The sequence below is a fragment of the Peteryoungia wuzhouensis genome, assembly GCF_003205195.1.
Classification (GTDB): Bacteria; Pseudomonadota; Alphaproteobacteria; order Rhizobiales; family Rhizobiaceae; genus Allorhizobium; species Allorhizobium wuzhouense.
The window spans coordinates 322601-347020 of record NZ_QJRY01000005.1 but is presented as its reverse complement, the minus strand read 5'-3'; the positions used below and the strand labels follow the sequence as shown (position 1 = coordinate 347020).

The following is a 24420-nucleotide window of genomic DNA, read 5'->3' as shown; positions in this document are numbered from 1 at the left end:
GTCAACATGCAGAGGGGACAGAGTGCCAACATCCATCGCGATCATCGGAGCGGGACTTGCGGGCTTGACGCTCGCGCGCAGACTGGCGCCCCTCGCCGACGTCACGCTCTTTGAAAAGAGCCGAGGCCTCGGCGGGCGCTTGGCCAACCGTCGGCGCGGTGATTATGCCTTCGACCACGGCGCCCAGTATTTCACCGCCCGATCCGAACGCTTCAAGGCGGTGGTGGCGGAGGCATTGGCAGCTGGCAGCGTTTCAACCTGGCCTGAAGCCGTGCCGACGCTGAGCAGATCCGGCGAATGCACGCCCCACCCGCGCGTCGGCGAAACCCGTTACGTCGGCACACCCGGCATGACCGGCCTTGCCAACCATCTGGCCAAAAACCTGGACATCCGCAAGGAAACGACGGTTGCCGCACTCGGCAGGGAAGACAGGCGCTGGCGCCTGCGCGATGCGGACCAGAGCGATCTGGGCCTCTTCGACATCGTCATCTCCACTGCGCCGGCTCCACAGACCGCCACACTGATGCCGGCTGCATTCACCGGTCACGAGGCTCTTGCCCGCGCCCGCATGAGCGGCTGCTTCACCCTGATGATCGGCCTTGATGAGCCGCCAGACCTGGGGTTCGACGCTGCCCGCCTCGAGGACGAGATCCTGAGCTTCATTGCCATCGACAGCAGCAAGCCGGGGCGCGCCGGAAAACCCGCTCTTGTCGTTCACAGCCGCAACGACTGGGCCGAAGCCCATCTGGAGACCGACCGGACCCAAGTGCAGGAGCAGCTGTTGGCCGCATTGGCCCGATGCACCGGCCGCAATTTCCGCTCCGCCCGCTGGATCGACCTCCATCGCTGGCGCTATGCGGCTGTCGACCAACCGGCGAGTGAGCCTTTCCTTTTCGATCCCGATCTCGGCCTTGGCGCCTGTGGCGACTGGTGCATCGGCAACCGGGTCGAAGCCGCCTTCGAAAGTGCAGCGGCATTGGCTGGTGTGGTGAGCGAACGCCTTGCAGATGGATAATCCCATGTATCGAGAAAAGCCCCTCTCCAGCCTCCTCGCTTACCTCGGCGCCCTCCCCTTCTGGGCCATCGCCATCGCCCCTTTTGCCGGGATTGATGCTGCCATGGCGCAAAGCGCTTTCATCGCCTACGGGACCGGTATCGCCTGCTTCATGGCTGGCACGATCTGGAGCCAGGCGCAGATCAGTCCGGCGAAGTCGAGCGGCCTTCTGCTCTTCAGCAATGCGGCGGCGCTGATTGCGATTGCAGCTCTGTTGTTGCATCACGCCTTGCCCGTGCCTGCCCTTCTGCTTCAGGCCGGCACTTTTCTGCTGTTGCTTTTGGCCGACCATCGGATGTTCCGCAAAGGCGACCAGCCGGCCTGGTATTTCGCCCTCAGGCGCAATGTGACGGCCCTCGTCTTGCTCGCCTATGGCCTCGCGATCATGGGCGCGTAAATTTTCTGAGCCCCGCCTGTAAGAAGCCCTCCGCTTCTGCGACTATACCTCTGCTGGCCTTTTTGCCGGCAGAGGCGTGAGGGCAAGGCATGCAGAAACGGCGTGAAGAGATTGCGGGGGCCGATGATCGGGCGTCCGCCTTTCTGTCGGATGGTGTCTATGTGGGAGAACTGCGCGAACGCATGCTGAAATTCGCCATGCTGCAGCTTTCCGATCCTCAGATGGCCGAAGACGCGGTCCAGGAAGCCTTGGCAGGCGCGCTCCGCAACGCCGGCGCCTTTGCCGGCCGCTCCGCCTTTCGCACCTGGGTCTTCGCCATCCTGCGCAACAAGATCGCCGACCAGCTGCGCCACAAGAAGCGGACGGCAAACCTGATTTCCATTCCGCTCGGCACCGGCGACGATGATGAGCCAGGTTATTTCGATGCACGCGGCCACTGGTCGGTCGAGCATCAGCCGAGCCATTGGGGCAATCCGGAAGTCGACCTGCTCGGCAAGGATTTCTGGCGGATCTTCGAGACCTGCCTTGATCATCTGCCGCCGGATCAGGGCCGCGTCTTCATGATGCGGGAATTCGTCGAGCTGGAGACACACGAAATCTGCGCCGAACTCGAAATCACCGTGACCAATCTTCATGTGCTGATGCACCGGGCGCGCCTGCGGCTGCGCAACTGCCTCGAGGGACACTGGTTCGCACCGAAGGAGACGATGGCATGATCAAATGCGACGAGGCGACGAGATTGGCATCCGACCGACTGGATCGCGGCCTCACGGTGCGCGAAGGCCTGGGCCTGCGCCTGCATTTGTTCGGCTGTGACAAGTGCAGCCAGTTCGTGCGTCAGGTGCAGACCATTCGCAGGATCAGCCGGCGTTATGTCGAGACGGATGGATCCGGACGCGGCGAGGACTAGAGCCGTTCATTTCTAAATGGAATCAGTTCTGTTGGCTCAAACGGAGTCGGGTGGTCGACCGGCCGGCGCGTGTCGTAGCTACTGCCTACGGCCAAGCCGGCCGGTCGATCAGGCGGCCCGTTTCAGCCAACCCGAAGGGCCGGGCATCTTTCCGCCGGGATCAGCGGCGATCGGCTCGCACATACATCCGGGTATGCACGTCGCCGATCGCCACTGCCCCGACAAAAACCTGCTCCGGCAGAACTGCTTCCATTTAAAAATGAACGGCTCTAACCCAGGTTTTCGACGGAGCCGAGCAGCTCTGCCGCGATCCGCGTCGATGCCCCCGCTGCGACGGCCATCTGCGGCAGCAGCATCCATTCGAGTGTCCAGGCCGCCCCCGACCGTTCCTGCTCATGCACCATCGCCTGGTGCAAACCGGATATCTGGACGGCGTTGAAACGGGCGAGCGTCACCAGGACCTCGGCCTTGACCGGATTGCGCTTGTGCGGCATGGCCGAGGATGCACCGCCGCCGCCGAGGAGCGCCGTTCCGGCATCGGCCATCAGCGCCAGATCCTGCCCCGTCTTGCCGAGACTGCCCGTGATGCGGGCAAAAAGACCGCCGAGTTCGGTGATGATACTGCGCTGGCTGTGCCACTGCGACCTGTCGGAAAGGCGAAGTTCTGCGGCGAGCCGCGCCCGGACCGGAACGGCCGATGTTCCGAGCTTTTCCAGCGTGCCGGCCGCACCACCGAACTGAACCGGTAGCCCCGCACCGGAGAGCGCCGCCACCGCATCACGCAGTTCCACCAGCGGCAGGCGCCAAGACTTGAGGCGGGCGGCAACCGTGATCTCGATCGCCGCCTGCATGCGCGTCTTGCCCATCAGAGGCTGGGGGCCGAAGCGGGTTTCCAAGCCGTCGAGCGCGGCGATGATGGCAGCAAGCCGTTGCGATACAATCCGGAGCACCTCGCTCAGTCGCAGCATCAGACCGCTGTCGATGGCGTCCTGACTGGTCGCCCCGAAATGCAGGTGCGATGCATGCTCGCCAAGGGCCGCACGCCATTGGCGCACCAGATCCGGGATCACCACGCCATCGCGCGCGGTTGCCTGGTTCAGCGCATCAAGATCGGCAACGAAGTCTTCTGCAAGACCGGCAATCGCCTCTGCCGCAGGGACCGGGATCAGTCCCTCCTCCGCCTCGGCCTTGGCCAGCGCCGCCTCGAAGGAAAGCATCGCCTGGAGTTCGGCGGCAGCGGAGAATTGCGCTGCCACCTCTGTATCGCCGAGAAGACCGGAGAGGAGGGGATGATCGAAGACGGATGCGGTCATGCTGTTTATGGCGTCCTTCTCAGAGGTCGAAGAAGACCGTCTCCTTCTCCCCCTGCAGGTGAATGTCGAAGTGATAGGTCGAACTGTCCCGCTGCGCAATCAGGGTGGGCACACGCACCCGGTGCTCGATGCGCGCCAGGATCGGATCTTCGGCATTCGCCGCCTCTTCGTCACCGAAATAGAGGCGCGTGTTGAGGCCGAGATTGATGCCGCGCGCGACGATCCAGAACGAGATATGCGGCGCCATCAGGCGTCCGTCCCGGAAGGGCACCCGGCCCGGCTTGATCGTTTCGAACCGATACTCGCCGCTGACGAGATCGCAGGGGCAGCGTCCCCAGCCGGTGAAATTCGGATCGGCTCTGCCGCGCGTCTCCGAAGGACTGTTGTACAGCCCGTCGGCATCCGCCTGCCAGATTTCGATCAGAGCATCCTTGAGCGGCGTGCCGGAGCCGTCGATGACGCGACCGGTGAGCGTGATCCGCTCGCCGCGCGTCTTGTCGTTGACCATGCTGGTGCCGAGATCGACGGGATAGACACCCTTGATGTCGGCGAAGTTCGGCGTGAGGCCGATATGGACATAGGGGCCTGCCGTCTGGGAGGCGCTTTCCTTGAGGTAACCGAGATCCTGGACCATCAATTCCCCTCCATCCGGTTTTCAAACAGCGTCGAACGACGACCGCGGAGCACGATGTCGAACTTGTAGGCGCGGGCATCCATCGGAATGGTCGCGGACCAGTCGAGGACGGCGACAAGCTGTTCGATCGCCTTGCGATCCGGGATGGTCAGCACGATCGGACATTTCCAGATCATCGGATCGCCCTCGAAATACATCTGGGTGATCAGGCGCTGCGAGAAACCATGACCGAAGATCGAGAAATGGATATGCGCCGGCCGCCAGTCGTTGACGCCGTTCGGCCAGGGGTAAGGTCCTGGCTTGATGGTGCGGAAGGCATAATAGCCGTTCTCGTCGGTGATCGTGCGCCCGCAGCCGCCGAAATTCGGATCGAGGGCCGCCAGATAGCTTTCCTTCTTGTGGCGATAGCGACCGCCGGCATTGGCCTGCCAGAACTCGACGAGAGCGCCGGGGACCGGGCGTCCGCGCTCGTCGAGCACGCGGCCATGCACGATGATCCGCTCACCGATGGCGCTCTCACCGGGCTTGGCAAAATTATGGATCAGGTCGTTGTCGAGTTCGCCGAGGATCGAATGACCGAAGACCGGGCCTGTGATCTCGGACTTGGTGCCGTCCAGAGACAGCAGTGCCTTTTGCGGCGAGCGCAGGACCGAGGTCTTGTAGGTCGGGGTGAAGGCCGGCGGATGCAAATTCCGGTCGCGCGGGAAGAAGGCGCCCGTCTCCGGCTTCTTGTTGGACAAATCAGTCATGATCCCCTCCCCCGATCTCGCCGGCATCCATCTTATCAAACACGTGCTTGGCGATCTTGAAAGCCCTGTTGGCTGCGGGAACACCGGCATAGATGGCGACATGCATCAGCGCTTCGGTGATATCTTCGCGGCTCGCACCGGTATTGGCAGTGGCGCGCACATGCATGGCAACTTCTTCGTCATGCCCGAGCGCGGCCAGCAGCGCGATGGTGATCATTGACCGTTCGCGCGAACTGATGCCGGGACGCGACCACACGGTGCCCCAGGCGCCTTCGGTGATCATCTCCTGGAAGGGCTGATCGAACGGCGTCGCGGACGACGAGGCGCGATCGACATGGGCGTCGCCCAGCACCCGGCGGCGGGTCGCCATGCCCTGTCGATAACGGTCTGATGGACTGCGGGCGTCAGCCATGGGCTGGCTCTCCTGAAATGATGGGCGCGAGGAAGGCCTCGATGAGGGTGGTGAGAATTTCAGGCTGCTCGACGCAGGGAATGTGGCCGGCGCCCTGGATGACCTCGTAGCGCGCGCCGGGCACGAGCTTGGCGAGCGACAGCACGAGTTCGGGCGGCGTTGCCCCGTCCTGGTCACCAACGACGCAAAGCGTCGGGACAGCGATGCGCTTGGTAGCCTCGGTGAAATCGGCATCGCGGATCGCGGCACAGGTGCCGGTATAGCCCTCGACCGGCTGGCGCAGCATCATGTTGCGATAGCCCGGGAACGCGGGATCGTTTTCGCGAAAGGACGGGGTAAACCAGCGCTCCATGACACCATCGACGATGCCCGAGAGTCCCGTTTGTTCGATCGCCGAAATCCGGGCGGCCCACATGTCAGCCGTTCCGATCTTGTGGGCGGTGTCACAGAGGATCAGCGCCTTCACCAGATCCGGACGTCGGGCATAGAGACCTTGGGCGATCAGCCCGCCGACGGACAGTCCGCAGATCACGGCATCACGAACCTTGAGATGCTCGAGCACGCCGATCAGATCGTCGACATGGTCCTCGATCGAATAGGGCGCCTGCCCGACATCAGAGAGCCCGTGACCACGCTTGTCATAGGTCAGCAGCGGATAGCTGCCGGCGAGCCGGACGATCACGTCGCGCCAGATGCGGAAATCGGTGCCGAGCGAATTGATGAAGACGATGACCGGCTTGTTGCCCGGCCCACCGATGATCTGGTGATGCAGGCTGACGCCGTTGACCTGAACGAACTGCACGGGTTCCTCCTCCGTTGGCTCCATATTGCTCATGCGATTTGGTTAGGTAAAATGATGTTTTCCACGAAACATCTAACCGCAGGGTTATGATTTCATGATCGACAATCGCGTCAAGTTTCGCCATCTGCAGACCTTCGTCGAGGTCTCGCGCCAGAAAAGCGTGATGAAGGCGGCGGAATTGCTGCATGTCAGCCAGCCGGCGGTGACGAAGACGATCCGGGAACTCGAGGAGGTGCTGGGAGTCGCGGTGTTCGAACGGGACGGGCGCGGCATCAAGATCACCCGCTATGGCGAAGCGTTTCTCAAACATGCCGGTGCTGCCCTGACGGCGCTGCGCCAGGGATTCGATTCCGTTTCCCATGCGCTGCATGCCGACGCGCCGCCGATCCGCATCGGCGCCCTGCCGACGGTCTCGACCCGGATCATGCCGCAGGCAATGACACTCTTCCTGAAGGAAGACGTGCCCGCCCGCATCAAGATCGTCACCGGCGAAAATGCGGTGCTGCTCGAACAGCTGCGGGTGGGCGACCTCGACCTCGTCGTCGGCCGTCTGGCGGCGCCCGAACAGATGACCGGCTTTTCCTTCGAGCATCTCTATTCCGAACAGGTGATCTTCTGTGTGCGCGCCGGTCATCCCCTGTTGTCGGCCGGCTCCGACCTTTTCGGCGAACTGGAGCGCTACCCGGTGCTGATGCCCACCCGGGCCTCGATCATCCGCCCTTTCGTCGAGCGGTTTCTGATAGCCAACGGCATTTCCGGCCTGCCCACCCAGATCGAGACCGTATCGGATAGTTTCGGCCGCGCCTTCGTGCGTCAAACGGATGCAGTCTGGATCATCTCCGCAGGGGTCGTGGCAACGGATCTGGCAGACGGTATCCTGGCGACGCTGCCGATCGACACAAGCGAGACCAAGGGACCTGTCGGGCTCACCGTCAGGGCGGATGCCGTTCCCTCCATGCCGCTTGCACTTTTGATGCGCACGATCCGGGAAGCGGCGATCGAGGCGGCGAAGGCATGAGACATCAGGCAAGCAGAGGTTTCAACCTCGCCTGAACCTCCCGCATGGCCGCAAGGCAATGTCCAGGCAGTTCCGAAGCGGGCAGCACGGCAGCGGGCGCGCCGACATTGATCGCTGCGACAACACGCCCGCGATCATTGCGAACAGGAACCGCAATCGAACAAAGGCCGATTTCCAGTTCCTGGTCGATCACGGCATAACCCTGTTCGCGAACCCGCGCGATTTCTGCCTTGATCGCCATGGGATCGGTCAACGTACGCGGCGTATGCGCCTTCAACTGCGACCTCGACAAGATGGCATCGACCTCGGCATCCGAAAGCGCTGCGAGCAACACCCGCCCCATGGACGCACTATAGGCTGGCAGCCGCGAACCGGGCATCAGGTTGATGGACATCACCCGCTTCTGGGAGGCGCGGGCGATATAGACGATCTCGCTATTGTCGAGGATCGAGGCCGAGGCGCTGTGACCCACACGTTCGGACACCTGATCGAGGTGGGGTTGAAGCAGCATCGGCAACGGTGTCGCCGACAGCCAGGCATGGCCGATGCGCAAGATCTTTGGCGTGAGCGAGAAGAACTTTCCGTCGTAATCCGCATATCCAAGGTCCGCGAGTGTGAGCAGACAGCGCCGTGTGGTGGCCCGGTCGAGCCCACTGACCTCGGACGCTTCGGTGATGCTGAGCCGCTGGCGCTCGACACCGAAAGCTTCGAGCACCTTCAGGCCTTTGGCAAAACCACCCATCAGATCCCGCTCACCAATCGCCATGCCACACCCCCATTTTTGTGCGATTATCGAACAAAAATAAAATATCGCACAATTGCCTTGCTGTCGATGTCCGTCCGGACTTATTTGTCTGCCGAGGAGGCGGGCGACCGCCAGACGGAAACGGGAGTTCCCATGGACAAGAGAATTGCAAGCCTGGCGGATGCCGTGGCCGGTATCGGCGATGGCGCAACCGTCATGATCGGCGGCTTCGGCGGCTCCGGCGCGCCAATCGAACTCATTCACGCGCTCATCGACAAGGGCCCGAAGGGTCTGACCGTCATCAACAACAATGCCGGCAACGGTCGCATCGGCATTGCCGCGATGATCGACGCCGGCATGGTGAAGAAGATGATCTGCTCCTTCCCGCGCTCCTCCGACCCGCGCGCATTCACCGACCGTTATCTCGCCGGTCAGATCGAGCTGGAACTCGTGCCGCAGGGCACGCTTGCCGAGCGCATCCGCGCCGGCGGCTCGGGCATCCCCGCCTTCTACACGCCGACCGGCTTCGGCACCGAGCTTGCCAACGGCAAGGTGATTGCCGAATTCGACGGCCGCCAATATGTGCAGGAGCGCTGGCTGAAGGCCGATTTCGCCATCGTCAAGGCGCATCTCGGCGACACGATGGGCAACCTGACCTACCGCATGGCCGGCCGCAACTTCAATCCGCTGATGTGCATGGCCGCGGCCAAGACCATCGCCCAGGTCTCGAAGATCGTGAAGCCCGGCGAAATCGATCCCGAGCAGGTGATCACCCCCGGCATCTTTGTCGATGGCGTCGTCGAAGTCGCCAACCCGCAACAGGAAGAAGAGCTCATCCGGGCCGGAGTGGAATACGCATGACCGACGCACCAGCCATCGACACCCGCGAGGACATCAAGCTTTCCAACGCCCAGATCGCCTGGCGCGCGGCCCAGGACATCGCCGACGGGGCCTATGTGAACCTCGGCATCGGCTTTCCGGAAATGGTCGCCAAGTTCCAGCCTGAAGGACGCGAGGCGATCTTCCACACCGAAAACGGCGTGCTTAACTTCGGTGAAGCGCCTGCTGCCGGCGAGGAAGACTGGGACCTCATCAATGCCGGCAAGAAGGCGATCACGCTGAAGCCGGGCGCTGCCTTCTTCCACCATGCCGACAGCTTCGCCATGGTCCGCGGCGGCCATCTCGATGTGGCCATCCTCGGCGCCTATCAGGTGGCCGAAAATGGTGACCTCGCCAACTGGCGTGTCGGCTCCAAGGGCGTTCCCGCCGTCGGCGGCGCCATGGATCTGGTGCACGGTGCCAAGCAGGTCGTCGTCATCACCGAACATGTCACCAAGGACGGCAAGCCGAAACTGGTCGAGCGCTGCTCGTTCCCGCTGACCGGCGTCGGCTGCATCACCCGCGTCTATACGAGCCACGCCGTGATCGACATCGTCGATGGCAAGTTCGTCGTGCGCGAAAAGCTTGGCCCCATGACCATGGACGAGCTGCAGGCCATGACCGGCGCCAGGCTCCACACGGACGGTCCGGTTGCCGACCTCGTCGTGCCAGCGCTGTAAGGAAAACCCAATGACCGAAGCCTTTATCTGCGATTACATCCGCACACCCATCGGCCGTTTCGGCGGTTCGCTCTCCTCCGTCCGCGCCGACGATCTTGGCGCCGTGCCACTGAAGGCGCTGATGGAGCGGCATTCCGGCATCGACTGGGAAGCCGTCGAGGACGTGATCTTCGGCTGCGCCAACCAGGCCGGCGAAGACAACCGCAACGTCGCCCGCATGTCCGCCCTGCTCGCGGGCCTGCCCGTTTCGGTGACGGGCACCACGATCAACCGCCTCTGCGGCTCCGGCATGGATGCCGTGATCACCGCTGCCCGCGCCATCAAATCGGGCGAGGCCGAGCTGATGATTGCAGGCGGCGTCGAAAGCATGAGCCGCGCACCCTTTGTCATGCCGAAGGCGGAAACCGCTTTCTCCCGCAATGCAGAGATCTACGACACCACCATCGGCTGGCGCTTCGTCAATCCGCTGATGAAGAAGCAATACGGCGTCGATTCCATGCCGGAGACCGGCGACAACGTCGCGATCGACTTCAAGGTGTCGCGTGAGGACCAGGATGCCTTTGCCGTGCGCAGCCAAGCCAAGGCGGCGGAAGCGCAAGCCAATGGCCGGTTGGCGAAGGAAATCACGCCCGTCACCGTACCCCAGCGCAAGGGCGATCCCGTGATCGTCGACCGCGACGAACATCCGCGCGCGACATCGGTCGAGGCGCTCGCCAAGCTGAAGCCGGTCAACAAGATGGAAGGGGCTACCGTCACCGCTGGCAATGCGTCCGGCGTCAATGACGGGGCCGCTGCCCTGATCATCGCTTCGGAAGCGGCCGTGAAGAAATACGGCCTCAACCCAATCGCCCGCGTCCTGGGTGGTGCGACGGCGGGCGTCCCGCCGCGCATCATGGGCTTCGGCCCGGCCCCGGCCTCGAAAAAGCTGCTCGCCCGTCTCGGCCTGACGCAAGACCAGCTCGACGTGATCGAGCTGAACGAGGCCTTTGCATCCCAAGGCATCGCCACGCTCCGCGATCTCGGCATCGCCGACGACGACCCGCGCGTCAACCGCAACGGCGGCGCCATCGCGCTTGGCCACCCACTCGGCATGTCAGGCGCGCGCATTGCCGGAACAGCCGCGCTGGAACTGAAGGAAACAGGCGGCCGCTACGCGCTCTCCACCATGTGCATTGGCGTCGGCCAGGGCATCGCGATCGCCCTGGAACGGGTCTGATCGAGAATTGAAGGCGCCCCAATGCGGGCGCCTTTTCATGTCACGGATTGAGGAAAGCCAGGATCAGCTGATGCACTGCACCACCCGGTGACATCTCGACCTGATCGTATTCGCTGTGGCGCGCCACATGCGCATCCGAGATCGGCTTCAGCTGGGCCTGCAAGGCCGCCCGCACCTTCTTGCAGCCGGGATCGTTCTCATCGCGCAGACCGACCGAGATATCCTGGATCTGCTGGGTGAGGTCCCGCATGAACTGGCCGTGCAGTTTCTCGTGCGTCACGATCCCATCGTAGAATTTGCTCCACTTCACCGCCACGTCTGCCGGCAGTTTCTGGGTCGGCTTCGGCAAGGTGTAGGTGATGACAAGCTTCGGCTTGGCCGAAGCCAGCACACAGGCCGCCCCCTGCTGTTGATAGTCCCGCTGCCAGGTCAGCTTGAAGCTGGTATGGGCGATCACACGCCCGCCGCCGAGCTTCGGGCCACGCTCGCCGATCGACTGGTAGAGTTCCATCGGCGAAGTGCCATTGACCTTGTAGTGGTCGACCTTTTCCGTCGCCGTCCACTCTTGTGCCACTGCGGGCACGGCGGCCAAGGTCGAGACAAGTAAGACAACCAGCTGGCGAGCGTTCAATGTCACTGTCCGAAATCTCCCGTCGTTTCGGCCTCTGATATCGGCGTGCGCCGCCAATCGCAACGCTGCTGTGACATCGGCCAAATTTCTCGGTGCAATTTTATGGCCGACGCTTTCCGCAATTTTAACGGAGTCTCATATAGAACGAACGCTGGGGGAGCGATGATGAAAGCGGACCGCGTGGATAAAATTCGGACGACGCACCATTTCAGGACACGCCTGGGACAGTGGTTTGAGCTGCTTAAAGTCCCGAACGGCAATCCGGCTCTGACCGCTGCCCAGTTCGAAGCCTTCTCGAAGCAGGTTCCACTTCTCTACTTCATTCTTGCGACAAACATGATCTCGCTCGCCTGGACGCACCAGGGCACGGCACCGGATTATCTCGTCATCTACCTGCCATCGTTCTTCATCGCACTCTTCGTCTTGCGCTCGCTGATCTGGCTGCGTGGTCGCAAACGTCAGCGCACAGCGGAACAGGCTTATCGCCAACTGAAGGCGACCAATCTCCTCTCCTTGCCAATTGCGGTCTTCTGCACCGGATGGTCGCTCTCTCTTCTGCCTTATGGCGATGCCTACCAGCAGGCCCATGTCGCCTTCTTCATGGCAATCACGGTCATCGGCTGTATCTTCTGTCTGATGCATCTGCGATCGGCCGCGCTGATCGTCACGGTCACCGTCAACCTTCCCTTCTTCGTGGTGATGTGTCTGAGCGGTCACCCCACCTTCATCGCAACGGGTGTGAACGTGATCTTGGTCACCATGGCGATGATCATGATTCTGGTCTCGCATTACCGGGATTTTCGCCAGCTGCATGAATCGCGCAATGTGCTGATGCTGCAGCAGCAGGCTCTGCAAGAGCAGAACAAGGCCATGCAGGTTCTCTCGGATGAAAACCTGCGCCTCGCCAACCTCGACAGCCTCACCCAGCTCGCCAACCGTCGAAGCTTCTTCGCCATGCTGGAAACGGCCTTTGCCCGGGAAAGCAGCACCGATGGCAAGCTGGCTGTCGGCGTCATCGACCTGGACGGGTTCAAGCCGGTCAATGATCTCTATGGCCATTCGGCAGGCGACAAGGTTCTGATCGAGATCAGCAACCGCCTCTCCACGATTACCGATCCGCGTTTGTCGGTCTATCGGCTTGGCGGCGACGAATTCGGCCTCCTGCTGCAGGGGGACGTAACGGAGGACAGCGCCAACGCGCTGGGCGCGAAGGTCTGCGAACTGATCGCCGAGCGGATCAACATTGGCAGCGGCATGGTCCAGGTCACCGGCTCGGTTGGCTTCGCCATCTATCCCGATGTCGGTGAAACGGGACAGGAGATCTACGAGCTCGCGGATTACGCACTCTATACCGCCAAACGCCATCATCGTGCCGGAACGGTCATCTTCAACGCTGTCCAGGCGAACGAATTGAACCGCCAGAAGGTGGTCGAGGAAGCAATGGTCGCGGCCGATCTCGACAAGGAACTGTCTCTGGTCTTCCAGCCGATCACCTGTGTCGACCGTCGCATCTGCATCGGCTTTGAGGCGCTTGCACGCTGGCAAAGCCCGCGGATCGGCCAGGTCTCTCCGGCGGAGTTCATTCCCGTGGCAGAACACAATGGCCGCATCACGCTCATCACCCGCATGCTTCTGGCGCGGGCGCTGAAGACGGCAACGCTTTGGCCTGATGATATCTATCTCTCCTTCAACCTGTCGCCGCACGACCTGACGTCGCCGGAAAACATCCTGAAGATCGTGGCGATCGTGCTGAAGAGTGGCTTCGATCCGCGCCGCATCAATTTCGAGATCACCGAAACCGCCGTCATGCACGACTTCGAGCAGGCCAGCGCCTCGATCCAGATGCTGCGGGAACTGGGTGCCGGCATCTCGCTCGACGACTTCGGCACGGGCTATTCCAGCTTGAACCACGTGCACAAGCTGCCGCTCACCAAGATCAAGATCGACGGCAGCTTCGTCCGCAACATCCACACCCGCAAGGCGAGCTTCAACATCGTCAAGTCTGTTCTGGCCATGTGCGCCGAGATGGAGCTGGAGGCGATCGTCGAGGGCGTCGAGACCGAAGAAGAGCTGCACATCCTCGAAAATCTCGGCGTTCGCGCGGTGCAGGGTTATTACTTCGGCAAGCCGATGACAGCCGACGACACCCTCAAGCGGCTTGCTCTGCAGGACACCAAGGCCCTCGCCTCCTGAGCCTCAGTCCGGTGTTGCGAGCATGCGGGACTTAAGGGCCCGCACGGTTTCCGCATCTGTGCGGCGCGTGTTTTGCGCTGAAAAACCGAGTTCCGCCAACCGCCGTTCACTCAGCGTCTCCTGGCTGCAGGACGCATGCAGCTCACGAATTCCGGGAAGGGCGAGAAACAATGCAGCATTGTCCGGTCGCACCCCCCCGCCGGGCATGATGGAGATACGGCCGGAACCACGCTGCGCGAGCCGCGCAAGGGTGCTGATCCCTTCTTCCGCATGGCGAGCGCCCCCCGACGTCAGGATCCGGGAGAAGCGGAACTCGATGGCGAGATCGAGCGCGGCGTCGATATCCTCGACGACATCGATGGCCCGGTGCAGGGTGAGATCAAGCCCTTGCGCCGCCTTGACCAGTCGCGCGATGACAAGGGGATCCAAAGCGCCCTTAGAATTGGTGGCACCGATCACCACGCCGGCAAGTCCGGCTTCACGAGCAGCGGCGATATCCGCTTCCATCAATGAGACTTCCGTCTCGGAATAGGTGAAGCCGCCGGCGCGGGGTCGTATCAGCGCATTGACGGGAACAGGCGCTTGCGCTGCGATCGTCATGAAGCCACGCGAGGGCGTGAGACCGCCCGAGCCGAGTGCAGAACAGAGTTCGATGCGATCGGCGCAGCCGGCAATCGCCGCATCCAGCCCCGCGACGTCGTCGACGCAGACTTCGAGCAGCGGCCCACCAATATACCCCTCAGACGTCACGATCAGCGATCCCTCAACCTTGTGCCTTCGCCCCTGACCTACCATCGAGCAGCCACAACAGACAAACACCCGTAAAGCCTGCGATCGAGGCGATGATCGCCGTTCCCGCATAGTCGCTGATGCTGGTGCCGAGCGCAAACATCAGCGACGCCATGCCTCCGCTTAAGAAGATGTTGACCGCGATCAGCGAACTGCCGAGGCCGGCCCGGTCGGAGATCAGGTTCTGCAGATAGGTGATCGGGATCGCGATGATGCCGGCCGCCCCCAAACCTGACACCAGCGTCAGAAGATAGACATCCATCGGCCGGTCGGCGAGGCCGAGAAAGACCAGATAGCTGCAATAGATCAGCGCTGCCGCGACCATGGCAAAGAGGATCGAGGTCCGCCCCTCGACCCATCCCCAGAACAGGATGAAGATGATTTCGAGGAAGGCGACGATGCCGACGATCACGCCCACATCGGCGGGCGTGCCGCCGGCCTTGCCGGTGACGATCAAGGGCAGCACCGTGCCATTGGCATGCAGCATGGCCGAGATCAGCGAAACGGCGAAAAGCCGCGGCAGGACGCTGGCAGAACCGATCTGTCGGATGGAGCGGAAGAAGGAATAATGCTGCCGTTCGCCCTCCGGCTTCGGGGCATTCCGTTCCAGGCCGAACACAAACAGCAGAAGGCAGACCAGGCAGGCGAGGCTTGCCAGCAGAAAGGCTGGAAGCATGCTCGGCTGCCCCGCCAGAAGCGCACCGACAATGCCGGGGACCAGCACCCAGGATGCCGACAGGACGGCCCGGACAGCGGAATTCACCGCCATCAATTCGCGAACCGCCATGCCGACGGAAACGGTGCGGATGTTGGCGAAGACCAGCGAATTGATGGTTCCGAAGACCGGGATCAGCGTGAGTGTGGCGATCGCAAACATCACCGGCGTCGGCACCAGATACACGAGTCCGAAGCCGCACACGCCGAAGATGGCCGCGAGGATCATCGGCGAGCGGAAATGCCCCAGCCGATCCGCGACAATGCCGGCGGTCACGCTGGCGCTGACATTGACCACGGCCGCCAGAAAGCTCAGCACCGAATAGACGGCATCCGAAAGCCCGAGTTCTCGGATACCGATCAGCGACATATAGGGAGACGTCGCGGCGCCAGAGAAGCCGAAGAAGAAGATCGCGGCCGCGCTGACCCGGATCGGCTTGTGGCGATAGACCACCGAAAAGGACGACAACATGAGAGGAACAATCGGGTTGGGGTTCGCGCCGCCCGAGGGAGCGGCGCGCTATTCAGACAATCAAGGGAATCGCTTCGAAAAAAATGTCTTCGCCGTATAGCTGAAATCCTTGACGAAGGGATAGCTGGGCTGATGGCGGCGGCGGCTCGGCAGGTTCTCGATATCCTGGTTGATCACGCCGTCCGTCAGCGCCATCAGGTTCGGGTTGGCGATCGGCGCGAGTTCAGGCGAGAGGTAACCCGATTTCACCACCAGTAGCCGCACCTTGGTCGGATCGAGCCCGAGGCGGGTGAAATCCGCGATATTGTGATAGGGCCGGCGCCGCGCCGCGAGCACCAGCGTGATGCCGCCGACCTTGACGACCGCCTGCTGCTCGCCGGACGAACCCGGATCATCGAGGAAGATGACATCGGCCTCGACTTCGACGGAGGGGCTAGCCGGATCGAGCGAACCACCGACCTTGAGCGAGACCCGCGTGCCCGCACCGGCTGCAAAGCAGCGTTCGACGGCCGGACGATCGGTGATGCCGGCAATCAGCACGTCGTCGATCGACCGCGCCAGAAGCGCCTTCAGCACGTCGGCGCGATCTCCGACGCCCCCACCGGTCGGGTTGTCGCCGGAATCGGCGAGAATGATCGGTCGGGTCTCGGTGCGCTCGGCGATCTCGAGCATCTCGGGCAGCGGGCCTGTGAAGGGACCGAAACGGAAGTCCTCGCGGGCATCCCAATAGGACTGGGCGATTGCTGCGGTCACCTTCTCTGCCGCAGCTTTGTCCACGGCCGTGACGACGGCACAGGCCGTGGCGCGCGGCTCGTCAGCCCAGACATAGCCCACCATGAGGTTGGCATCCCAGATCCCGGCAACCGCATCGTGCTCCGGCAGCTTCAGATAGAGGCTCCTGGCCGGTTCGTCCTCGGTCGAGGTCCGCTCGCCGGGCAGAAGCACCGGCACCGGCGCCCAGGCAACCCCAGGCTTCGCGCCGGTCTTCAGCGCCCGCACCAGCATCGACCAGGCCCGCACCATGGTCTCGCGCACATCGATATGCGGCGCCGTGCGATAACCCGCGAAGATATCCAGCTGATCGACGATCGTCTGCGTGACATTGCCGTGCAGGTCATAGCTCGCCGCCACCGGCACATCAGGCCCGACGACGGCGCGGGCCGCCGAAATCCAGTCGCCCTCGGCATCATCCATGCCCTCGACATTCATAGCGCCATGCATGGCGAGATAGAGACCGTCGATCGGCAATGCTGCCTGAAGCCGTTCAAGAAATTCCGCCTTGAAAGCCTCATAGGTCGCACGCGACACCGGACCACCCGGAACCGCCCGGGCATGCAAAAGCGGAAGATGCTCGACCGCCTCGTCAGCGAGGAAGTCGAAATACTCATGCGCGAGCAGGTCTGGCCCGCGCAGCACGCGAAAGTCCTCGGGTTGCATCAGGACAGGCGACGAAGTGGAGCATTCGGTATGGATGCCACCGACGGCAATGCGGAAGGTCATGGGGTTGATACCTCAGTAGCGGGGGCTCAGGCGGACAATGGCGGCAAAACGCAGCCAGTCCTTGTTGTCTTTCGGTGTCCAGGCGGCCTCGGCAATGGCCGGCAGACGCGGGAAGACAAGATGGTTGAAGTAGTCGCGGGTGAGGAAATGCTCCGACCAGATGCACGCTTGGACACCCCGCATGCGCGGCGCAAGTTCTGCCGGGAACTCGGCGACCGCCTCATAGGTGTAGGTATGTTTGGGCGGCACGGTCCCGGCCCAGCTGCCGCCGGGCTCCTGGAAGGATTCGTCCTGCACCATGTCGAGATAATAGGCCTGGCCCGGCGTCATGACGACGTCGTAACCCTGTTTTGCCAGTTCCAGCCCGACTTCCGGCTTCTGCCAGGCCATCAGCAGCGTGCCGTCGGGATCGACGCCGCCGCCATGGCTGACCTCGTCCCAACCGGCGAGCTTGCGGCCACGCTCGGCGAGCATCTTCTGGATGCGCTTCATGAAATAGCTCTGCAGCCCGAAGGTGCCATCGATGCCTTCCTGCTCCATCAGTTTGCGCGCGAGCGGCGACGCCATCCAGGTGTTGGCAGCCACCTCGTCACCTCCGATATGGATGAGGCTGGAGGGGAAGAGCTCCACCATCTCGTCGAAGACCTTCCCCAGCACCTCGTAGGTGTATTCGATCGCCGGGTTCAGCGCGTTGTTGGGATAGCCCTGGACAGAACGATAGCTGTCCGGCGCTTCCTGGCCGTCGACAAGCTCCGGCAATGCGACGAGCATGGCCGTGCTGTGGCCGGGAATGTCGATCTCGGGAACGACTTCGACCTGAAGGGCAGCGGCATGGGCGACGATATCGCGGATATCGTCCTGGGCGTAGAAGCCGCCAACCGGCTCGGCACCATTGCCGAGCTGCGGCAGCAGCGGCTCGTCCGGCCCGCGCAGGACACCAATGGTGGTGAGCTGCGGGAAAGCCCTGATCTCCAGGCGCCAGGCTTCGTCATCGGACAGATGCCAGTGGAACGTGTTCATCCGGAACCAGGCGAGGATATCGATCAGCCGCTTGACGTCAGAGACCGGGTAGAACTGGCGCGACACATCGAGATGGCAGCCGCGCCAGTCGTAGCGTGGCTGGTCCGCAATGGAGCCGGAGACCGGGAACCGGAACGTGCCTGGCTGGGTCCGGGCGCCATGCAGCATCTGGGCAAGCAGCGTCAGCGCATATTGCAGGCCGGCGACATCGCCATAGGCGAGCGTGATGCCATCGGCGGCAAAGGCCAACTGATAGGCAGACGCGCTGAGGCTGTCATCCGCGCGGAAGGATATCGACCGCCCCTGATGGACAGGTGCCAGCGACAGCGGCGCATGACCAACGGCAAACAGACGGCAGAAGAGACGCAGCACGTTTTCGACGGCGCGCAGCTCGACGAGCGAAGCACCGCTGGCAGGATAGAGCGCGACCGGGAAGCCTTCACCGGCCACAAGCTCGGCAGAAGCCGGCCAGGGCAGCATGGCGAAGGGTTGGCTGACATGCCCCTCGGGCAACAGCGGCGGTGGGGGGGCGCTGTCACCACCGCCCAGCATCAGGTCCGCCACGGCCACGGCCGCATGCTGCCCCGTGGGAAGTGTCAGATAGGCTGACTTCGCCCCGTCCGTCCGGTGTTTGGCCGCGCGCCAGAGACCACCAACCCGGAAGGTCCAGGCGGCACCGGGTTCGAGCACGAAACCGGCCGGCGGCGCAAACTGGTGGAAGTTGGCGTTGCGTTTCAGGAAGACGGCGTTTTCGACAATCGGCTCCTGCGTGTCTTTCACGCGCGTGAGCGATGTGTAGGCCAGCTTGAAATCGACAAGCGCCACATCGGAGAGATTGACGAGCGTGAAGACGAAGGCGCCGCAGTCGTCACCCTCCACCGGATGCCACGCGTTTTCGAGGCGGAACTGAACGGCTGTTGCCATGGGGAATGCTCCTGGCGTTACAAGGATCAATAATGGTCGGACTGGGAGAACGTGCGCGCGAGCTCGGCCTGGCCGGCGGTCAGCCCGCAATCGACCGGAAGACAAACGCCGGTGATCGCGGCCGCCTGGTCGCTCGCAAGGAAGTAGACGGCATTGGCAACATCCTCGGCCGTCGCGATCCGCCGCAAGGCATACCAGCGCTTCGCCTCTTCGAAGACTTGCGGATTGACGGCGGCACGCGCCTCCCAGGCCTGCGTTCGCACGGTGCCGGGCGCAACCGCATTCGAGCGGATGCCGAACTTGCCGTATTCGACCGCGATCAGCTTGGTCAGATGAATGAGACCGGCCTTGGCGGCGCTATAGGCCGGATGGCCGAAGACGGCCATGCCATTGACCGAGGAGATGTTGACGAGCGCGCCCTGGCTCACTTTGAGCGCGGCCTCGAAAGCGCGGAAACACAGGAACGGCGCCTCGAGATTGAGCGCATTGTCCTTGCGCCAGATCTCGCCATCGGTATCGCCAAGACTGACGGCCCGCGCCGCACCCGCATTGTTGACGAGTGTCTTCACCAGACCCAGGTCCGCGACGCGCGCGGCGGTGCGAGCGAGGTCGGCCTCGCTCGTCACATCACAGGCCATCGCAACGAAATGCTCGACCGGCCCGAGGCCAGACGCGACCTCCGCGGCGGCATTACCGTCCAGATCGAGCAGCACGACGACATCGTGATTATCGGCGAGCCGCTTTGCGATCGCCCGCCCGATATCTCCGGCCGCCCCCGTCACAACCGCGACCGACGACTTCACGACAGGGCTCCTGTCAAACAGGTGGGGCAGGCGATCGGCATGAAGGTCAGTCTCCGAGAAGTTGCCGGTCGTCTCCGCCATCGCGATGCTCGACCAGCTGTTGCTTGATATGGCGCAGCGTCACCAGCGACTGCTTGCGATTGCGATAGGCGACGAGGCTGGCAATGGCATCGACGACCGCCAGATAGGCAAAGCGCGTCGAGGTCGGCCGGAAGATGTTGTCGCCTTCCGGCAGATCGATGCCGATCACCAGTTCGGCCGCCTGCGCGACGATACTGTCGCTCTGCGTCAGGGCGATCGTGGTGATGCCGTTCTCGCGGGCGAGCGCGAAACACTTGACCAGTTCCGCATTGCGCCCGGAAAAAGAAGAGCCGATCAGCACATCGTTCGACCGCGCCGCCGCCGTCAACATCAGCTGCATGGCATGGTCGTTGGAGGCTGTGACCCGTGATCCCAGCCGGAAGAGCCGGTTCTGGATCTCGCTTGCGATCATCGAGGAATTGCCACCCGAGCCGAAGGCATAGACCATCTCGGCACGCGACAGTCGGTCGGCCACCTTGTCGAGAATGTCGGCATCGAGCGACCGATGCAGCATGAAGAGCGCATTCTGCGCCTTCGTAATCACGTCGGTTGCGACATCAGCCGGATCGGTGCTTTTCGTTTCCGGATTGAGGTAACGCACCCCGACATAGGCCGTGCGGGCGAGATTGACCTTGAAATCGGCAAAACTGTTGCAGCCGAGGCGACGGCAGAAGCGCGTCACCGTCGGCGGCGAGACCTCGGCCCTCTCCGCAAGTTCGATGATCGAGGCATTGACCGCGAAATCGAAGGAATTGACCAGGATATCCGCGATGCGTTGTTCCGAGGCAGAAAACTGCCCCGCCTCATCCTGTATGCGCGCGAAGATATCCAATGCCGTTATCCCTCAGCTATTTCGAGGGTTTGTAAGCTATGCAGTCAATCTCGACCTTGCAATCGACCATCATCGAGGCCTGAACGCAGGCCCGCGCTGGCGGGTGCTCACCGAAATACTGCTGGTAGATCTTGTTGAAGGTCCAGAAATCGCGGGGATCGTCGAGCCACACGCCGCAGCGCACCACATGCTCGACGCCGTATCCGGCCTCGTCGAGAATGGCGAGTACATTGGCGATGGTCTTGTGGGTCTGCTCGATGATACCGCCCGGGATGATCTCGCCGTCTTCCATCGCGACCTGGCCCGAGACATGAAGCCAGCCATCCGCCTCGACCGCCCGCGCAAACGGCAGCCTCTGGCCGCCCGCTCCCGCCTTTTCCGCACCGTAACGCTTGATCGTCATCAGGCCCTCTTATGCAAATTATTTTCGTCAATCGTTGACAAACCACCACAGAAAACGGATTTTGACCAGACAAAATCGGAATTCATGAAAAGAATTTAAAGGCAGGGATGAAATGCGCGATCCTTTTCTCAATCCATTCCCGACATCCGACACCGCCCGCCACGCGATCTGGGAGATGCTGGTACCGCGCGACATCGATGCTTTTCTCGCGGCAGACTGGAGCATAGTGGCAGGTGATTTCGTTGAGGAAGGCTTCATCGGCATCAACGGCAATCGCGATCCGAACCCCGACAACTGGCGCCTTGCCTTCCCCAATCTTGCCGCCTATCGCGACGAATGGCTGAACCAGGCCAAGGATTTCGCCGCAGGAACCTATGGCGAAGACCCGCGCACGGCGATCTTTACCACGACCACCCTGGAAGAGATTGAAATCTCCGGTGAGACGGCGCTCGTGCGCAAGAAGTTCGACGGCGGCATCAAGAAGGCGGACGGCACGCTGGATGTTATGCGCTGGCAGACACTCTATTATTGCCGCCTGCACGAGGGGCACTGGAAAATCTCCGGCTTTACCGGCTATCTGCCCAATCCGATGGGCACGCTGTAAAGGCTGCCACGTCCATCCCACCCGGAGGTCGACCCTTGCGCATCTTCACTGCAGCGCTTGCAACGGAAACCAACACCTTTTCCCCGATCTGCATTGACCGGCGCGCCTTCGAGGAATCGCTCTACGCCGCACCCGGACAGCACCCGGCGACCCCGACGCTGTGCACCGCGCCGATCACCGTGGGGCGCAAGGTCTGTGCCCAGAAGGGTTGGACGCTGATCGAGGGCACCGCGACCTGGGCGGATCCGGCAGGTCTGGTCAACCGCCAGACCTATGAGGGACTGCGCGACGAGATCCTCGATCAGTTGAAGGCAGCCATGCCGGTCGATGCGGTCGTGCTCGGTCTGCATGGCGCCATGGTCGCTGACGGCTATATGGATCCGGAAGGCGATCTGCTGACACGTATCCGGGACATCATCGGCCCCGACATCCTGCTCTGCGCCGAACTCGATCCGCACAGCCACCTGACCGCAAAGCGGGTTGCCGCCGCAGATTTCTTCGTCGTCTTCAAGGAATTCCCGCACATCGACTTCGTCGATCGTGCCGAAGATCTCTGGCGCATTGCCGTCGACACGCTGGAGGGCCGCGTCAAGCCGGTCATGTCGGTGTTCGACTGCCGGATGATCGACGTCTTCCCGACATCGCGCGAGCCGATGCGCAGCTTTGTTGACAGGCTTATGGCCATCGAAGCGGCAGAAGCCGATGTCCTTTCTCTCTCCGTCATCCATGGATTCATGGCCGGCGATGTTCCGGAAATGGGGACGAAAACCATCGCCGTGACCGACGGCAACAAAGCCAAGGGCGAGGCACTTGCCCGGGAACTGGGGCTTGAGCTGTTCTCCAAGCGCGGCACCTTCATGATGCCGCAGATCGATGAGAAGTCCGCGATCGACCAGGCGCTCGCCATCGCGAAAGGTCCGGTCGTCATCGCCGACATGTGGGACAATCCCGGTGGCGGCACGGCGGGCGATGCGACCGTCATCCTCGAGGAAATGCTGGCGCGTGGTGTTACAAACGCGGCAGTCGGCATGATTTGGGACCCGATCGCAGTGCAGATCTGCATGGCGGCCGGCGCAGGCGCCGAGATCCCGCTGCGCTTCGGCGCGAAATCGGCGCCCGGCACAGGCAACCCGGTCGACGGGCTGGTGAAGGTGATGAAGGTGGTGCCCGCCGCCGAGATGCGCTTCGGCGACAGCATCGCCCCCTTCGGCGATGCCGCCCATATCCATTTCGCCGGCATCGACATCGTGCTGTCGAGCGTGCGCGTGCAGAGCTACGACCCCTCGCTCTTTACGGCGCTCGGCATCGACCCGACCACGAAACATATGCTGGTCATCAAGTCGACCAACCACTTCTACGCGGCCTTTTCCAAGATCGCCTCCGAGATCCTTTACTGCGCGGCAGGCTCGCCCTATCCCAACAATCCGGCCAAGACGGCCTACCGCCACGTGCGTCGCGACATCTGGCCGATCATGGCCGATCCGCATGGCGCGCCTGAAGACAGCGAGGCTGCCTGATGACCTATCCCCTCCCCGCCCCGCGCCCGCAGGTCGGCCAGCCCATCCGGGACCTCTCCACGCCCCTGCCGCTGATCGACGAGACGAAGCTCGAGGCCAACATCGCCCGTGTCCAGTCCTACATGGACGGACACGGCATCGCCTTTCGCCCGCACATCAAGACGCACAAGATCCCGGCCATCGCTGCCCGGCAGGTTGCGGCCGGTGCAAAAGGCATCAACTGCCAGAAGATCACGGAAGCCGAAGTTTTCGCCGATGCCGGCTTCGAAGACCTGCTGATCACATTCAACATTCTCGGCAGCGAAAAGCACAAGCGCCTCGTCGACCTGAATACGCGCATATCGGGCCTGAAGGTCGTGGCCGACAGCGAAATCACCGTTCGCGGTCTCTCCTGCGCCTTTTCTCAATCGCGCCCGCTGACCGTTCTCGTCGAATGCGACACGGGCGGCGGACGCTGCGGCGTGCAGTCTCCGGAAGCGGCCATCGCGCTTGCCGAGATGATTGCGGCAGCCCCAGGGCTGACCTTCGGCGGCATCCTGACCTATCCCAAGGCCGACAGCGAAGACGCTGTCGAAGCCTTCTTTGCAGCAACGATCGCGGGCCTCTCCGCCCGTGGTATCCCCTGCCCGATCGTCTCGAACGGTGGCACCCCGAGCCTTTTTTCGGCCCACAAGGTGACCACGGCGACCGAACATCGCGCCGGTACTTATGTCTATAATGACCGCGCCATGGCACGCTCGGGCCACTGCAGCCTTGATGACTGCGCCATGCACATCCTGGCCACCGTCGTGTCTCGGCCAACCCCGGACCGGGCCATTCTCGATGCCGGTTCCAAGGCGCTCACCTCCGACCTCCTCGGCTTTTCCGACTACGGGATGATCGTCGACTATCCGGAAGCGGTCATCAGCGGGCTCTCGGAAGAACACGGCACGGTAGATCTGTCGAAGGTGAGCGGACGTCGCCCTGAGATCGGCGACAAGGTCCGGATCATCCCCAATCACACCTGCGTCGTCTCCAACCTCTTCGGCATCATGACCTTCCACCGCGACGGGTTCGTCACCCGCGTGGAAGAGGTCGCGGCCCGTGGGCTGGTGTGGTAGTAACTCGGCGCAAAAATCTCCTGAGGCG

The 24420-nt window shown here is 62.6% G+C and carries 26 protein-coding genes; 12 read left to right on the top strand and 14 right to left on the bottom strand.

The window, feature by feature from the left end:
* Window positions 1-22: 22 nt before the first annotated feature.
* The 4 genes from DMY87_RS15600 to DMY87_RS15585 all read left to right on the top strand — a co-directional run bounded on the left by DMY87_RS15600 (window position 23) and on the right by DMY87_RS15585 (window position 2361).
* Window positions 23-1015 (top strand): NAD(P)/FAD-dependent oxidoreductase, encoded by a 993-nt coding sequence (locus DMY87_RS15600; RefSeq protein ID WP_165826255.1) that lies wholly within the window; start codon window positions 23-25, stop codon window positions 1013-1015.
* Between the two features lie 4 nt (window positions 1016-1019).
* Window positions 1020-1451, top strand: coding sequence for a DUF3429 domain-containing protein (locus DMY87_RS15595; protein WP_165826253.1), 432 nt, complete (start codon window positions 1020-1022; stop codon window positions 1449-1451).
* Window positions 1452-1540: 89 nt separating this feature from the next.
* Window positions 1541-2167 (top strand): sigma-70 family RNA polymerase sigma factor, encoded by a 627-nt coding sequence (locus DMY87_RS15590; RefSeq protein ID WP_110792538.1) that lies wholly within the window; start codon window positions 1541-1543, stop codon window positions 2165-2167.
* Window positions 2164-2361, top strand: a complete 198-nt coding sequence (locus tag DMY87_RS15585) for a zf-HC2 domain-containing protein (RefSeq protein WP_110792537.1) — start codon at window positions 2164-2166, stop codon at window positions 2359-2361. The genes DMY87_RS15590 and DMY87_RS15585 overlap by 4 nt, the downstream gene beginning before the upstream one ends.
* 269 nt (window positions 2362-2630) lie before the next feature.
* Here DMY87_RS15585 and DMY87_RS15575 read toward each other — a convergent pair whose 3' ends face one another.
* The 5 genes from DMY87_RS15575 to pcaD are packed head-to-tail and all read right to left on the bottom strand — an operon-like array spanning window position 2631 to window position 6271.
* Window positions 2631-3674, bottom strand: a complete 1044-nt coding sequence (locus tag DMY87_RS15575) for a 3-carboxy-cis,cis-muconate cycloisomerase (RefSeq protein WP_110792536.1) — start codon at window positions 3672-3674, stop codon at window positions 2631-2633.
* Window positions 3675-3693: 19 nt separating this feature from the next.
* Window positions 3694-4308: a protocatechuate 3,4-dioxygenase subunit alpha gene (gene pcaG / locus DMY87_RS15570; protein WP_110792535.1), complete on the bottom strand. Its 615-nt coding sequence runs from the start codon at window positions 4306-4308 to the stop codon at window positions 3694-3696.
* Window positions 4308-5057: a protocatechuate 3,4-dioxygenase subunit beta gene (pcaH, locus tag DMY87_RS15565; protein ID WP_110792534.1), complete on the bottom strand. Its 750-nt coding sequence runs from the start codon at window positions 5055-5057 to the stop codon at window positions 4308-4310. The genes pcaG and pcaH overlap by 1 nt, the downstream gene beginning before the upstream one ends.
* Entirely contained in the window at window positions 5050-5469 is a 420-nt protein-coding gene (pcaC, locus tag DMY87_RS15560; protein ID WP_110792533.1) for a 4-carboxymuconolactone decarboxylase, read from the bottom strand. The genes pcaH and pcaC overlap by 8 nt, the downstream gene beginning before the upstream one ends.
* Window positions 5462-6271, bottom strand: a complete 810-nt coding sequence (gene pcaD, locus DMY87_RS15555; protein ID WP_110792620.1) for a 3-oxoadipate enol-lactonase — start codon at window positions 6269-6271, stop codon at window positions 5462-5464. Before pcaD ends, pcaC begins: the two co-directional genes overlap by 8 nt.
* A 94-nt stretch (window positions 6272-6365) precedes the next feature.
* Between pcaD and pcaQ the strand changes: the two genes are divergently transcribed.
* Entirely contained in the window at window positions 6366-7289 is a 924-nt protein-coding gene (gene pcaQ, locus DMY87_RS15550) for a pca operon transcription factor PcaQ (protein ID WP_110792532.1), read from the top strand.
* Window positions 7290-7293: 4 nt separating this feature from the next.
* On the opposite strand, the gene DMY87_RS15545 is transcribed toward pcaQ, so the two are convergent.
* The gene (locus tag DMY87_RS15545) at window positions 7294-8055 is read right to left on the bottom strand and encodes an IclR family transcriptional regulator (protein WP_425353507.1); all 762 of its coding nucleotides are present in this window, start codon (window positions 8053-8055) and stop codon (window positions 7294-7296) included.
* 132 nt (window positions 8056-8187) lie between these two features.
* Between DMY87_RS15545 and DMY87_RS15540 the strand changes: the two genes are divergently transcribed.
* From DMY87_RS15540 to pcaF, 3 genes are read left to right on the top strand one after another with little or no spacing between them, the layout of a single operon-like run.
* The gene (locus DMY87_RS15540; RefSeq protein WP_110792531.1) at window positions 8188-8895 is read left to right on the top strand and encodes a 3-oxoacid CoA-transferase subunit A; all 708 of its coding nucleotides are present in this window, start codon (window positions 8188-8190) and stop codon (window positions 8893-8895) included.
* Window positions 8892-9593: a 3-oxoacid CoA-transferase subunit B gene (locus DMY87_RS15535; RefSeq protein WP_110792530.1), complete on the top strand. Its 702-nt coding sequence runs from the start codon at window positions 8892-8894 to the stop codon at window positions 9591-9593. Before DMY87_RS15540 ends, DMY87_RS15535 begins: the two co-directional genes overlap by 4 nt.
* 10 nt (window positions 9594-9603) lie before the next feature.
* On the top strand, window positions 9604-10809 hold the full coding sequence (gene pcaF / locus DMY87_RS15530) for a 3-oxoadipyl-CoA thiolase (protein WP_110792529.1): 1206 nt from the start codon (window positions 9604-9606) through the stop codon (window positions 10807-10809).
* Between the two features lie 40 nt (window positions 10810-10849).
* Here pcaF and DMY87_RS15525 read toward each other — a convergent pair whose 3' ends face one another.
* Window positions 10850-11446 (bottom strand): DUF922 domain-containing Zn-dependent protease, encoded by a 597-nt coding sequence (locus DMY87_RS15525; protein ID WP_245408933.1) that lies wholly within the window; start codon window positions 11444-11446, stop codon window positions 10850-10852.
* 174 nt (window positions 11447-11620) lie between these two features.
* Here DMY87_RS15525 and DMY87_RS15520 point away from each other — a divergent pair, with 174 nt between their 5' ends.
* Entirely contained in the window at window positions 11621-13633 is a 2013-nt protein-coding gene (locus tag DMY87_RS15520) for a putative bifunctional diguanylate cyclase/phosphodiesterase (protein ID WP_245408932.1), read from the top strand.
* Window positions 13634-13636: 3 nt separating this feature from the next.
* Here DMY87_RS15520 and DMY87_RS15515 read toward each other — a convergent pair whose 3' ends face one another.
* Genes DMY87_RS15515 through DMY87_RS15485 form a run of 7 tightly spaced genes read right to left on the bottom strand, consistent with a single transcriptional unit; the run spans window position 13637 to window position 21171 of the window.
* A complete protein-coding gene (locus DMY87_RS15515; protein ID WP_425353510.1) occupies window positions 13637-14389 on the bottom strand; it encodes a copper homeostasis protein CutC in 753 nt (250 codons plus the stop codon).
* A gap of 7 nt (window positions 14390-14396) precedes the next feature.
* Window positions 14397-15608, bottom strand: a complete 1212-nt coding sequence (locus tag DMY87_RS15510) for an MFS transporter (RefSeq protein ID WP_110792526.1) — start codon at window positions 15606-15608, stop codon at window positions 14397-14399.
* Between the two features lie 60 nt (window positions 15609-15668).
* Window positions 15669-17108, bottom strand: a complete 1440-nt coding sequence (locus DMY87_RS15505; RefSeq protein WP_110792525.1) for a M81 family metallopeptidase — start codon at window positions 17106-17108, stop codon at window positions 15669-15671.
* Between the two features lie 12 nt (window positions 17109-17120).
* Complete coding sequence (locus tag DMY87_RS15500) at window positions 17121-19052, bottom strand: beta-N-acetylhexosaminidase (RefSeq protein WP_110792524.1); 1932 nt, start codon at window positions 19050-19052, stop codon at window positions 17121-17123.
* A gap of 26 nt (window positions 19053-19078) precedes the next feature.
* The gene (locus tag DMY87_RS15495; RefSeq protein WP_110792617.1) at window positions 19079-19855 is read right to left on the bottom strand and encodes an SDR family oxidoreductase; all 777 of its coding nucleotides are present in this window, start codon (window positions 19853-19855) and stop codon (window positions 19079-19081) included.
* A gap of 46 nt (window positions 19856-19901) precedes the next feature.
* Window positions 19902-20768 (bottom strand): MurR/RpiR family transcriptional regulator, encoded by an 867-nt coding sequence (locus DMY87_RS15490; RefSeq protein ID WP_110792523.1) that lies wholly within the window; start codon window positions 20766-20768, stop codon window positions 19902-19904.
* 16 nt (window positions 20769-20784) lie between these two features.
* Complete coding sequence (locus DMY87_RS15485) at window positions 20785-21171, bottom strand: RidA family protein (RefSeq protein ID WP_110792522.1); 387 nt, start codon at window positions 21169-21171, stop codon at window positions 20785-20787.
* 112 nt (window positions 21172-21283) lie between these two features.
* On the opposite strand from DMY87_RS15485, the gene DMY87_RS15480 reads away from it, so the two are divergent.
* Genes DMY87_RS15480 through DMY87_RS15470 form a run of 3 tightly spaced genes read left to right on the top strand, consistent with a single transcriptional unit; the run spans window position 21284 to window position 24392 of the window.
* Window positions 21284-21775 carry a hypothetical protein gene (locus DMY87_RS15480; RefSeq protein ID WP_110792521.1) on the top strand — a complete coding sequence of 164 codons (492 nt, stop codon included), beginning with the start codon at window positions 21284-21286 and terminating at the stop codon, window positions 21773-21775.
* Window positions 21776-21810: 35 nt separating this feature from the next.
* A complete protein-coding gene (locus tag DMY87_RS15475) occupies window positions 21811-23292 on the top strand; it encodes a M81 family metallopeptidase (RefSeq protein ID WP_110792520.1) in 1482 nt (493 codons plus the stop codon).
* Window positions 23292-24392: a D-TA family PLP-dependent enzyme gene (locus DMY87_RS15470; protein WP_110792519.1), complete on the top strand. Its 1101-nt coding sequence runs from the start codon at window positions 23292-23294 to the stop codon at window positions 24390-24392. Before DMY87_RS15475 ends, DMY87_RS15470 begins: the two co-directional genes overlap by 1 nt.
* The last annotated feature ends 28 nt before the right edge of the window (window positions 24393-24420 follow it).